This window comes from Acinetobacter rudis, from assembly GCF_000829675.1.
Taxonomy (GTDB): Bacteria; Pseudomonadota; Gammaproteobacteria; order Pseudomonadales; family Moraxellaceae; genus Acinetobacter; species Acinetobacter rudis.
Genome location: NZ_BBRX01000090.1, coordinates 1 through 13,046 on the forward strand (window position 1 = coordinate 1; position 13,046 = coordinate 13,046).

At 42.1% G+C, this 13,046-nt stretch carries 9 protein-coding genes and 1 tRNA gene; all 10 read right to left on the reverse strand.

Annotated elements, in window-relative coordinates:
• On the reverse strand, window positions 1–448 hold a 448-nt coding region (locus Aru01_RS16605), incomplete at its 3' end, for a hypothetical protein (RefSeq protein ID WP_370736892.1).
• A 250-nt stretch (window positions 449–698) separates the two neighbouring features.
• A complete protein-coding gene (gene rpoC, locus Aru01_RS16610; protein WP_016657951.1) occupies window positions 699–4,892 on the reverse strand; it encodes a DNA-directed RNA polymerase subunit beta' in 4,194 nt (1,397 codons plus the stop codon).
• 123 nt (window positions 4,893–5,015) lie between these two features.
• A complete protein-coding gene (gene rpoB / locus Aru01_RS16615; RefSeq protein WP_016657952.1) occupies window positions 5,016–9,104 on the reverse strand; it encodes a DNA-directed RNA polymerase subunit beta in 4,089 nt (1,362 codons plus the stop codon).
• 308 nt (window positions 9,105–9,412) lie between these two features.
• The gene (gene rplL / locus Aru01_RS16620) at window positions 9,413–9,781 is read right to left on the reverse strand and encodes a 50S ribosomal protein L7/L12 (protein ID WP_016657953.1); all 369 of its coding nucleotides are present in this window, start codon (window positions 9,779–9,781) and stop codon (window positions 9,413–9,415) included.
• 48 nt (window positions 9,782–9,829) lie between these two features.
• On the reverse strand, window positions 9,830–10,336 hold the full coding sequence (rplJ, locus tag Aru01_RS16625; RefSeq protein WP_016657954.1) for a 50S ribosomal protein L10: 507 nt from the start codon (window positions 10,334–10,336) through the stop codon (window positions 9,830–9,832).
• Between the two features lie 267 nt (window positions 10,337–10,603).
• Entirely contained in the window at window positions 10,604–11,299 is a 696-nt protein-coding gene (gene rplA / locus Aru01_RS16630) for a 50S ribosomal protein L1 (RefSeq protein WP_016657955.1), read from the reverse strand.
• A 3-nt stretch (window positions 11,300–11,302) separates the two neighbouring features.
• The gene (rplK, locus tag Aru01_RS16635) at window positions 11,303–11,731 is read right to left on the reverse strand and encodes a 50S ribosomal protein L11 (RefSeq protein ID WP_004718484.1); all 429 of its coding nucleotides are present in this window, start codon (window positions 11,729–11,731) and stop codon (window positions 11,303–11,305) included.
• 132 nt (window positions 11,732–11,863) lie between these two features.
• Window positions 11,864–12,397: a transcription termination/antitermination protein NusG gene (nusG, locus tag Aru01_RS16640; RefSeq protein ID WP_016657956.1), complete on the reverse strand. Its 534-nt coding sequence runs from the start codon at window positions 12,395–12,397 to the stop codon at window positions 11,864–11,866.
• Window positions 12,398–12,404: 7 nt separating this feature from the next.
• On the reverse strand, window positions 12,405–12,845 hold the full coding sequence (gene secE, locus Aru01_RS16645; protein WP_016657957.1) for a preprotein translocase subunit SecE: 441 nt from the start codon (window positions 12,843–12,845) through the stop codon (window positions 12,405–12,407).
• A gap of 74 nt (window positions 12,846–12,919) precedes the next feature.
• Window positions 12,920–12,995, reverse strand: a tRNA-Trp gene (locus tag Aru01_RS16650).
• Window positions 12,996–13,046 lie beyond the last annotated feature (51 nt).

Sequence of the window (13,046 nt, forward strand, 5' to 3'; positions counted from 1 at the left end):
CTGCCTTAACAGTCGCACCTGCCTCGGTCTGACCTGTAACAGTTTTATGATCTGCGGCTAGGCTTTGAGTTAATAAACTTGGTGGATCATAATCACCATTATCACTGCTACTTCCACCACTACTCGCAGCAGCAACAATTCCACCGACAAGCAATGCTCCGCCAGCATATGACAATGCTTTATTTTCCTCAAACCAGGATATTTTATCCCCTTCAACCAGTTTTTCTAATTCATCTATTTCATCAGACTGAGATAAGGAATTAATACTTATAATGCCCTGATTATTATCAAGTAACTCAATAGAGAACACATCACTTTGATTTAAAATGATTTCTTTTCCATCAGCAAGTTTAAGAATTAGTTTTCCTTGCTCTCGAATTAACTGATTTATATTGTTTACATCTAAATTTGTTTTTACACCGTTAGATTCAATAATTAATTGCTTCATAATTTTAACTACTATTAAAAAAAACATATTGATATTAATATATATTTTATAAAAATAATCATTTTTATATTTTTTAAACTTAATTATTATTTTCTACCCGAAAGTAAGTATATTTATTAAATAAAACAAGTTTTCAGAAAAAAACTCAAGTTGATTTTTCATGTTATCTTGAGTTAAGCAACTCTCATGACAGAAATAAGACAAAACAAAGGGCGCCCATTTGGCGCCCTTTGTCATTCACTGCTTAAACTTAGAATTGTTCTTCGTTTAAAGCTTGTGAGAAAGCTTGGTCTACATCAGAGAAGTCGTTGCTGAGTTCAAACTCTGCAGCTTCCGCCTCTTGACGACGACGCTCTAAGTGGTAAGCCAAACCAGTACCCGCTGGGATCAAACGACCCACAACAACGTTCTCTTTTAGACCACGTAGATCATCTTCTTTACCTGTTACAGCAGCTTCAGTTAACACACGAGTTGTTTCCTGGAACGATGCAGCAGAGATAAATGAGTCAGTAGACAATGATGCCTTGGTAATACCCATCAAGATACGTTCATACTTCGCAGGGAATTTGTTTTGTGCACTCACCGCTTGGTTCTCTTGAACCATGCGAATGTACTCAACTTGCTCACCTTTGATGAAGCTTGTATCACCGCCGTCTACGATATCTACTTTACGTAGCATCTGACGAACGATAACTTCGATGTGTTTATCGTTGATTTTTACACCTTGGAGACGGTAAACGTCCTGAACTTCGTTCACGATGTAGTTAGTCAACGCCACTTCACCTTTCAGACGTAAAATGTCGTGTGGGTTTTGTGGACCATCAGAAATAGTTTCACCACGGTTTACATGTTCACCTTCGAACACGTTGATTTGACGCCATTTAGGAATCAACTCTTCGTAGATTTCGCTACCATCATCAGGCGTGATCACTAAACGGTTTTTACCTTTAGTTTCCTTACCGAAGCTTACAACACCAGACACTTCTGCCAAGATTGCATGCTCTTTAGGCTTACGCGCTTCGAACAAGTCAGCTACACGTGGCAAACCACCGGTAATATCACGAGTACGTGAAGTTTCTTGCGGTACACGGCCGATAACATCACCTACACCGATGGTTTCGCCATCACGTACAGTTACGATGGTATTCTGTGGCAAGAAGTAGAATTGTTCTTGACCATCAGCCATATCCAATACGATTGCAGGACGCAAATCTTTACCAGATACAGGACGTGCTGTAACAGGCAGGATTTCAACAGTTGTCATACCTGTTGCATCATCAGTTTTTGATGTTGCAGTTACGCCATCCGCAATTTGACTAAAGCGTGCTTTACCAGCAACTTCTGTCACAAGTGGATGTGTATGTGGATCCCAAGTCGCTACAACACCGCCTGCATCTACAGATTCGCCATCTTTTAACAAGATGCTCGCACCGTATGGCAATTTATAACGTTCGCGTTCACGACCTAAGTCATCCGCAATACCGATTTCACCAGAACGTGAAACAGAAACTAAGTGACCTTTAGCATGTTGTACAGTTTTTACGTTATGGAAACGTACAGTACCTTTGTTACGTACTTGAACACTGTTAGCAGCAGAAGTTCGGCTTGCAGCACCACCGACGTGGAATGTACGCATGGTTAACTGGGTACCCGGTTCACCAATTGATTGCGCCGCCATAACACCAACAGATTCACCTGGGTTAACCAAGTGACCGCGTGCCAAGTCACGACCATAACATTTCGCACATACACCAAAGGTAGAACGACAGTTTACAACTGAACGTACTTTAACTTCATCGACACCGGCATCTTCAAGTTGCGCAGCGATTTTCTCATCGATGAGTGTACCTTGTGGCAATACCACTTCATCATCCACAGCGCGACGTACATCAACTGCAGTTACACGACCTAATACACGGTCACGTAAAGGCTCGATCACATCACCACCTTGAATGAATGGTGTCATTACTAGGCCTTCTTCAGTACCACAATCTGGCTCAGTAATTACTAAGTCTTGTGCTACGTCAACTAAACGACGAGTCAAATAACCTGAGTTCGCAGTTTTCAATGCGGTATCGGCCAAACCTTTACGCGCACCGTGTGTTGAAATAAAGTACTGAAGTACGGTCAAACCTTCACGGAAGTTTGCTTTAATTGGGGTCTCAATGATCGAACCATCTGGTTTCGCCATCAAACCACGCATCCCAGCAAGCTGACGAATCTGAGCCGCACTACCACGGGCACCAGAGTCAGACATCATATAGATGCTGTTAAATGATTTTTGCTTCTCATCTTCACCCTGTTTGTTTTTAACAGTTGTGAATGACAAGTTATCCATCATCGCTTTCGCAACTTGGTCATTGGTACGTGCCCAGATATCGACAACTTTGTTATAACGTTCACCAGCAGTAACGAAACCTTGCTCAAACTGTTGCTCGATTTCACGAACTTCGGTTTCAGCCTTATCAATAATGATTTGTTTCTGTGGTGGAATAACCATATCTTCCATACCTACAGATACACCTGAACGCGTCGCTTGACGGAAGCCCAAGTACATCAATTGGTCAGCAAAGATAACGGTATCTTTTAGACCAAGTTTACGGTAGCAAGAGTTGATTAACTTAGAGATGTTTTTCTTAGTCATCTCAACGTTAATTTGTTGGAAATCCATACCTTCAGGTACAACTTCCCATAACAAACAACGACCTGGAGTTGTATCTACAACGATCGTTTGCTGCTCGCGATGACCATTTTCATCGATTACAGTTTGATGTACACGTGCTTTAACGCGAGCATGTAAATCAACTTGACCTGTTGCAAGTGCACGGTTTACTTCGTGAGTATCCGCAAACACCATGCCTTCACCTTTGGCATTTACTGCATCACGAGTGATGTAGTACAAGCCTAATACCACGTCCTGAGAGGGAACGATAATTGGCTCACCGTTGGCTGGTGACAAGATGTTGTTTGTAGACATCATCAAAGCACGTGCTTCTAATTGTGCTTCTAAAGTCAATGGTACGTGTACTGCCATTTGGTCACCGTCAAAGTCGGCGTTAAATGCAGCACATACCAATGGATGTAGACGAATGGCTTTACCTTCGATCAAGATCGGTTCAAATGCTTGTAGACCCAAACGGTGAAGTGTAGGTGCACGGTTTAGCATAACCGGATGTTGACGAATTACCGATGCGAGTACGTCCCAAACTTCTGGTGTCTCACGCTCAACCATTTTCTTCGCAGCTTTAATGGTTGTTGCTTGACCTGATGCTTGTAATTTAGCAAAGATAAATGGTTTGAATAATTCAAGCGCCATTTTCTTCGGTAGACCACATTGGTGCAAACGTAGGTTAGGACCTACAGTAATTACCGAACGACCAGAGTAGTCAACACGCTTACCAAGTAAGTTTTGACGGAAACGACCTTGTTTACCTTTGATCATGTCAGCCAAAGATTTCAATGGACGTTTGTTCGAACCAGTAATCGCACGACCACGACGACCATTGTCTAACAACGCATCTACAGACTCTTGTAACATACGTTTTTCGTTACGTACAATGATGTCAGGTGCAGACAGGTCAAGAAGACGCTTCAAACGGTTGTTACGGTTGATGACACGACGATACAAATCGTTCAAGTCAGAAGTCGCAAAACGACCACCTTCAAGCGGAACAAGAGGACGAAGATCTGGTGGAAGTACAGGTAATACATTCATTACCATCCACTCAGGCTTGTTGTTTGAATCGTTAAATGCTTCCATCAATTTCAAACGCTTAGAGGCTTTTTTAAGCTTAGTCTCAGAAGTCGTTTGTGGAATTTCTTCACGTAAACGTGAAATTTCAGCATCTAAGTCGATGTCTTTTAACAAGTCTTGAACAGCTTCAGCACCCATTTTCGCTGAGAACTCGTCACCGTGTTCTTCAAGTGCAGTGAAGTATTCTTCGTCATTCAATAACTGGTTTTTCTCAAGTGGAGTCATACCAGGATCGGTAACCACATAAGATTCGAAATACAATACGCGTTCAATATCACGCAAAGTCATATCGAGTAATAGACCGATACGGCTTGGCAATGATTTTAAGAACCAGATATGCGCAACTGGTGAAGCTAATTCGATGTGACCCATACGCTCACGACGAACTTTTGCAGTCGTTACTTCAACGCCACATTTTTCACAGATTACGCCTTTGTACTTCATACGCTTGTATTTACCACACAAGCATTCATAGTCTTTTACTGGACCAAAGATTTTGGCACAGAATAAACCATCGCGTTCTGGCTTAAACGTACGATAGTTAATCGTTTCAGGCTTTTTAACTTCACCGTGAGACCATGACTTAATCATTTCTGGTGAGGCAAGACCAATACGGATACGATCAAATTCAACTGGTGTATAACCATCTGAATCCGTCTTTTTGCGCATGATATCGAGCAAGTCTTTCAATTTTTTTCTCCGTGTGTTGAGGAGTTCACACTCCCCAACTGGGTCACAAATATTGTATTACTGAAAATTGGAAATCTCAAAATTCCGGCCTCCTCTTCACACAGAGGAGCCGGAAGAGATTTATTAGTCACCATTTTTCAGTTCAATGTTGATACCTAAAGAACGGATCTCTTTGGTCAATACGTTGAACGATTCAGGCATGCCTGGATCCATATAGTGGTTACCGTCTACGATATTCTTATAGATACGAGTACGACCTTCAACGTCATCCGACTTCACAGTCAGCATTTCTTGCAGTGTATATGCTGCGCCATATGCTTCGAGTGCCCAGACTTCCATCTCACCAAAACGCTGACCACCGAATTGAGCTTTACCACCCAATGGCTGTTGCGTTACAAGTGAGTAAGAACCCGTAGAACGCGCATGCATCTTGTCATCAACCAAGTGGTTCAATTTCAACATGTACATATAACCAACAGTTACAGGACGGTCAAAACGCTCGCCTGTACGTCCATCATAAAGTACTGTTTGACCAGAGCGTGGCAATTCTGCAAGTTCTAGTAACTCTTTGATTTGACCTTCTTCAGCACCATCAAATACTGGTGTTGCTAAAGGTACACCCGCACGCAAGTTGCCAGCGAGTTTCATGATTTCTTCGTCAGTTAAAGTGTCTAGCTGTTCTTGCTCGCCACCAACTTTGTTGTAAATCTTGTCTAGGAATTCACGAAGCTCAGCAATCGTACGTTGTTGCTTCACCATCTTGTCAATTTGTTCGCCAAGACCTTTAGCAGCCAAACCTAAGTGAGTTTCCAGAATCTGACCCACGTTCATACGTGATGGTACACCAAGAGGGTTCAAGACCACGTCTACAGGTACACCATGGATATCATGCGGCATGTCTTCAACAGGTAAGATGTTTGAAACAACACCTTTGTTACCGTGACGACCCGCCATCTTATCACCAGGCTGGATACGACGTTTTACAGCGAGATAAACTTTAACAACTTTGAGTACACCAGTGGTGAGCTCATCGCCAGTAGAAAGTTTACGTTTCTTCTCTGCAAACTTCTCATCAATTTCGAAGCTCTTCTCTTTCAAGAAGACTTGAATTTGAGTTAAACGCTCAGCAATTGCTTCGTCATTTGGTTGGATTTCAAGTAAGTCAACCAATGCTAAGTGTGATAACAAGTCTTCAGTTAGCTTGTCGCCACGTTTAGTATTACCACCACCATTTGACTGCTGATCTTTCAACAAACGAACAATACGTTCACGTGCTGCTTCTTCAAAGATTTTGTATTCTTCTTTCAAGTCCTTACGGTAAGCATCAAGCTGAGCTTTTTCGATTGCTTGAGCACGGTCATCTTTTTCAATACCGTCACGCGTAAACACTTGAACATCGATTACTGTGCCTTTAGTACCTGATGGTACACGTAAAGATGAATCTTTTACGTCAGCAGCTTTTTCACCGAAGATTGCACGCAATAATTTTTCTTCCGGCGTTAATTGAGTTTCACCTTTAGGTGTCACCTTACCAACCAGAATATCACCCGCTGTTACTTCAGCACCGATATAAACGATACCTGACTCATCCAGCTTAGACAGTGCAGCTTCACCTACGTTTGGAATATCGGCAGTAATTTCTTCCGCACCCAACTTAGTATCACGTGCTACACAAGACAATTCTTGGATATGGATCGAAGTCAAACGGTCTTCTTGAAGTACACGTTCAGACAATAAGATCGAGTCTTCGTAGTTATAACCATTCCACGTCATAAATGCGACGCGCATGTTTTGTCCAAGTGCCAATTCACCGCCATCAGTAGATGGACCATCAGCAAGTACGTCACCACGGCCAACTTTGTCGCCAAGGTTTACTAATACTTTTTGGTTAATACATGTGTTTTGGTTCGAACGGGTATATTTGATTAAGTTGTAGATATCTACACCTGCCTCACCCGCGATCATTTCATCTTCATTCACACGAATCACGACACGTGACGCATCAACAAATTCGATCATACCACCACGTTTAGCGATGACACATACACCAGAGTCACGTGCTACGTTCGCTTCCATACCTGTACCGACTAATGGTTTGTCAGCAAGTAATGTAGGAACAGCCTGACGTTGCATGTTCGATCCCATCAATGCACGGTTGGCGTCATCGTGCTCAAGGAATGGAATCAAAGATGCCGCTACAGATACAACCTGCTGTGCAGATACATCCATATGCGTTACTTTTTCAGGTGGTATACGTACGAATTCACCTTGGTGACGTACAGAAACAAATTCTTCTGTGAAGTTGTTATCTTCATCAAGCGTTGCATCCGCTTGAGCGATAACTGTACCCACTTCTTCAATCGCAGAAAGGTATTCAACTTCGTCAGTTACACGACCATCTACAACTTTACGATACGGAGTCTCTAAGAAACCAAAGTGGTTTGCTTTCGCATAAACAGACAAAGAGTTAATCAAACCAATGTTTGGACCCTCTGGTGTTTCAATAGGACATACACGACCATAGTGAGTTTGATGTACGTCACGTACTTCAAAGCCCGCACGTTCACGAGTCAAACCGCCTGGCCCAAGTGCAGAAACACGACGTTTGTGTGTGATTTCAGACAATGGGTTGTTTTGGTCCATGAACTGAGACAATTGGCTAGAACCAAAGAATTCTTTGATTGCAGCTGCAACTGGCTTCGCGTTGATTAAGTCTTGTGGAGACAGGTTATCTGTTTCAGCTTGACCCAAACGCTCTTTCACAGCACGTTCAACACGTACAAGACCTACACGGAATTGGTTTTCAGTCATTTCACCAACTGAACGCACACGACGGTTACCCAAGTGATCGATATCATCGACTTCACCTTTACCGTTACGGATTTCTACCAATGTCTTAAGTACATCTACGATGTCATCATTGGAAAGAATGCATTCAACGTCACGTGATTTTTGATCATTACCAACTTCGTAAGGACGACCCAAACGACGGTTGAACTTCATACGACCCACTGGTGACAAGTCATAACGTTCAGAAGAGAAGAACAAGTTATTAAACAAGTTTTCTGCAGCTTCTTTGGTTGGTGGCTCACCTGGACGCATAACTTTATAGATTTCAACCAATGCTTCTTCACGATCACGAGTTAAATCAGAACGTAAAGTGTCAGCAACGAATGAACCACGGTCGATATCGTTAGTGAATAGGATGTTAAACTGTTTAACACCACCTTCAGCCAATTTCACCATGATCTCATGGCTCAATACGGTATTGGCTGCAATGGTTTCACCATCACGTAATACAACATCTTCAGCGATAATACGTTCGTACAGATATTCATCAGGTACAGGAAGTTTTGTTAAGCCAGCTGCTTCCATTTGACGAACATGACGCGCATTAATACGTTTACCTTGCTCAACAATAGCTTTGCCATCGTTGTCAACGATATCGAACTGTGCCATCTCACCACGTAGGCGCTCAGGTACTAGGTCAATCTGGTAACTACCCATATCGAGGTAAACAGGAACTTTTTCATAGAACATATTAAGAATTTGTTCATTGCTAAAGTTCAATGCACGTAAAATTACTGTAGCAAGTAATTTACGACGACGGTCAATACGTACATAAACGAGATCTTTGGCATCAAATTCAAAGTCTAACCATGAACCACGGTAAGGAATAATACGCGCTGAATACAACACTTTACCGCTTGAGTGTGTTTTACCTTTGTCATGATCAAAGAACACACCTGGTGAACGGTGTAATTGTGAAACGATAACACGCTCAGTACCGTTGATAACAAAAGTACCGTTATCCGTCATGAGTGGCATTTCACCCATGTAAACTTCTTGTTCGCGTACATCTTTAATTGATTTGGTTTCGCGATCTTTAATGATCAAACGAATTTTTACACGCATTGGTGCCGCATAAGTTGAGCCACGAAGAATACACTCGCGCACATCAAACTCAGGTTTACCAAGGCTATACTCAACAAATTCTAAAGCCGCATTACCCGAATAACTTTCTATTGGAAATACTGAACGGAATGCCGCCTGGAGTCCGATATCTTCGCGATTTTTTGGAGTTTTACCATCTTGCAAAAATGTTCTGTACGAGTCGACTTGGATCGAAAGCAAGTACGGAGCATCCATTACTTGGGGCAATTTACCAAAATTCTTACGGATCCGTTTTTTTTCGGTATATGAGTATGCCATCTGGAGTCCTCGGAAAGTAAAACCAAGCCCGCCTGCAGAACGGACTTAGAAGGAATTACGCAGGTCGATATGACCACCACCTTTTACAAATGCTGCAATTTTCAGTGGTATGAAACGCTTAACAATATTTTCAAAACTGAAGAATATTGGTAAGCGTTTGTTTTATTTAAATTTTTTCAAAAGTCGACGAATTAATGCTCGAACTGCACAAAATCGAGCCGACTATTGTAACGCAAAAAGGCTGATGACCCAAGAGCCACCAGCCAATTTTTGGAGTTGTTTTTTGAAAAAAACAACTCCCTGTAAGATTACTTAAGTGTAACTGTAGCACCAGCTTCTTCAAGTTTCTTCTTAAGTTCTTCGCCTTCTTCTTTAGAAACGCCTTCTTTAACAACTGAAGGAGCGCTTTCAACAAGATCTTTAGCTTCTTTAAGACCAAGGCCAGTAGCTTCACGAACTGCTTTAATAACAGCTACTTTGTTACCGCCGAAGCTTGTTAATTCAACGTTGAATTCTGATTGCTCTTCAGCAGCAGCTGCAGCAGCAGGACCAGCAGCAACTGCAACAGCAGCAGCAGATACATTGAATTTTTCTTCGAATGCAGAAATTAATTCAACAAGTTCAAGAACAGTTTTTTCAGCAACTGCGTTTAAAATTTCTTCGTTAGTTAAAGCCATGAGATAAACTCCAAATGGAAATTGAATGGTGTGTAAAAAGTGTTGGCCTTATGCCGCTTCTTGCTCGTCTTTCTCTTTGAGTGCTGTAAGTAGGCGACCCAATTTTGAGATAGGAGCTTGAAGAACGTTTGCAAGCATAGTAAGCGCTTTTTCTTGGTTCGGAAGATTCGCGATAACGCTAACTTCAGCACCTTCATAAACTTTGCCATCAAACGCAGCAGCTTTTAATTCAAAAGCCTTGTTTGTTTTAGCGAAGTCTTCGAATAAGCGTGCAGCTGCACCCATATCGTCTTCAGAAGTTGATAAACCGATAATTGTTGGACCAGTCAAGATGTCGTTCAAGATATCAAATTGAGTACCTTCAAACGCACGCTTCGCCAATGTGTTACGAACGATACGAATGTAAACATTGTTTTGACGAGCTTGAACACGCAACTCAGTAAGCTGAGTAACGTTCAAACCTTGATAGTCGGCAACAACAGCAGAGAACGCTGTAGAAGCAGCAGTATTTACCGCTGCAACGATCTCTTTTTTGTCCTCTAAACGTAGAGCCACTGTAAGAACCTCCTAACGGTGATTTATGCATCATTCGATGCACTCCCAATTCGTAAGCCAATCATTCGACTTACACGCGGAGGAGGAACAAATCACACCACCGCGTCTACCCAGGAAAATTAAGAATCAGACCGTAGTCCAGTTCACCTGAGGTCTTTGACGCTGATAAATTTACATCTATCAATTCAAAGTCCGCCTGAAAATCCTTCTCCTTATTAGAGAGGGAGTTCTCAGGACTTTAAAATTCTTTCAAAAAACAATTCAAACTTAGTTTGAAACGTTTGATACATCAATAGTAAGACCAGGACCCATAGTTGAGCTCAAAGTGATCTTTTTGATGTACACGCCTTTAGAAGTAGCAGGTTTTGCTTTCTTAAGGTCAGCAATCAAAGCTTCAACGTTTTGACGAACTGCAGTAGCTTCAAAACCAACTTGACCGATCGCAGCGTGAATAATACCGCCTTTGTCTACACGGTAGCGTGCTTGACCAGATTTTGCATTTTTAACAGCAGTAGCAACATCAGGAGTCACAGTACCAACTTTAGGGTTTGGCATTAAACCACGTGGACCAAGAATTGTACCGAGCTTACCAACAACGCGCATAGCGTCAGGAGCAGCGATTACAACATCAAAGTCTAGGTTACCTTGTTGAATGCTTTCAGCAAGATCATCGAAACCAACTACATCAGCGCCTTCAGCTTTAGCAGCTTCAGCAGCAGCACCTTGAGCAAACACAGCTACACGTACAGTTTTACCAGTACCTGCAGGAAGTGTAGTCGCGCCACGAACAACCTGATCAGATTTACGTGGATCAACACCTAGGTTAACTGAAAGATCCAAAGATTCTTTGAACTTAGCAGCAGGTAGGCTACCCAAAACTTGAACAGCTTCTTCCAAAGTATAAACTTTGTTCGCTTCAACCAAAGCAGCAATGGCTTTTTGACGTTTAGTTAACTTTGCCATGTCTTATAGCTCCACTTCCAAGCCCATAGAACGTGCAGAACCAGCGATGGTACGTACACGTGCATCCAAATCAGCGCCAGTTAGATCTGGTTCTTTAGTGGTTGCAATTTCTTCTAATTGAGCGCGAGTCAACTTACCAACTTTAGTTTTGTTAGGTACAGCTGAACCCTTTTGGATACCAGCAGCTTTCTTAAGAAGAATAGCAGCAGGTGGAGTTTTCATGATGAATGTGAACGACTTATCGTTGTACACAGTGATCACTACAGGGATTGGTAGACCTTGTTCAACTTTTTGTGTAGCAGCATTGAATTCTTTACAGAATGCCATGATGTTAACACCACGTTGACCAAGTGCTGGACCGATCGGTGGAGATGGATTCGCTTTACCAGCTGGAACTTGCAGCTTGATATAGCCGTCAATCTTCTTAGCCATTATCTATTTCCTCTGGGTACAAACGCCGCTAGGCTCCCCAATTTAATACTGTAATAACTATTGATAAACAACAATTATTACAACGACAACGCCCGATGAAATTTAACATCGGGCTTTTTACACCAACTTAAATTAACTGGCTTTTTCGACTTGACGAAATTCCAATTCAACTTGAGTAGGTCGATTAAATACGTTAATTGTCAACGTTAAACGTGACTTGTCATAGATGACCTCTTCCACCACACCTTTAAAGTCAGTGAACGGACCATCAATAACCAATAATTCTTCACCTGGCTCAAACATCGTCTTAGGACGTGGAGCTTCACCAGTGTTACGCACGCGTGCCAAAATCAAATCAGCTTCTTTTTGCGTAATTGGTGCAGGTTTCTCTGCTGTACCACCAATAAAACCAAGCACTTTTGGACACTCTTTCACGATGTGCCAAGTTTCATCGTTCATTTCCATTTCGACTAACACATAGCCAGGAAAGAACTTACGCTCAGACTTACGCTTTTTTCCATCCTTCATTTCAACAACTTCTTCAGTTGGAACGAGGACTTCACCAAAGCAATCAGCAACAGTACTGCGCTGGATTCGATCATTAAGTGAACGCATCACTTGTTTTTCATAGCCTGAATAGGCATGAATAATGTACCAACGTTTCATTGCTAACTTACCCGATAATGAACTTCATGAACCAACTAATGAGATAGTCAAAACACCACAATGCAATTGCAGCGATAATCACAACCACTAAGACTTGCCATGAAGTAGTTACTGTTTCCTGCTTTGTCGGCCAAGTCACTCGACGTAGTTCGATACGCGAATCTTTAAGCAGACGAACAAAGCCTTTGCCTTGATGGGTGGCGTATAATAAACCTAACGCGACTATAATACAAGCCAAAATTACCCCAACACGGACCCACACATCATTTGCTGGCACCCAATATGCAGGTAAATATTGATTCACCATTAATGCGGCAGCAAGCAAAGTCAGTGCAACCAGCCAAAGCACCACATCAAACGGTGAGCCAGTCTTAACCACTTCTGCGGAGTTATTTCTTTGAGGAATTGGCGCTTCGCTTAATGCGTCACGCGATTTATCGTTCGACATTTTTCTACTCGTCGTTGAGTTCGCGACTTATTATAAGACAAATTAGTCAGCATCAAGCTTTTTATTTAAAAATTTGGCAGGTCAGGAGGGACTCGAACCCCCAACATTCGGTTTTGGAGACCGACGCTCTACCAATTGAACTACTGACCTATATAACATAAGCCGAAAATTGACTTTCCGGCTTATGAAGTATTCTAACGA

Excerpts from the sequence above, each read along its gene's own strand:
- rpoB (WP_016657952.1), bottom strand. The coding sequence starts at position 9,104 with ATGGCATACTCATATACCGAAAAAAAACGGATCCGTAAGAATTTTGGT.
- rplL (WP_016657953.1), bottom strand. The coding sequence starts at position 9,781 with ATGGCTTTAACTAACGAAGAAATTTTAAACGCAGTTGCTGAAAAAACT.
- rplA (WP_016657955.1), bottom strand. The coding sequence starts at position 11,299 with ATGGCAAAGTTAACTAAACGTCAAAAAGCCATTGCTGCTTTGGTTGAA.
- rplK (WP_004718484.1), bottom strand. The coding sequence starts at position 11,731 with ATGGCTAAGAAGATTGACGGCTATATCAAGCTGCAAGTTCCAGCTGGT.
- nusG (WP_016657956.1), bottom strand. The coding sequence starts at position 12,397 with ATGAAACGTTGGTACATTATTCATGCCTATTCAGGCTATGAAAAACAA.
- secE (WP_016657957.1), bottom strand. The coding sequence starts at position 12,845 with ATGTCGAACGATAAATCGCGTGACGCATTAAGCGAAGCGCCAATTCCT.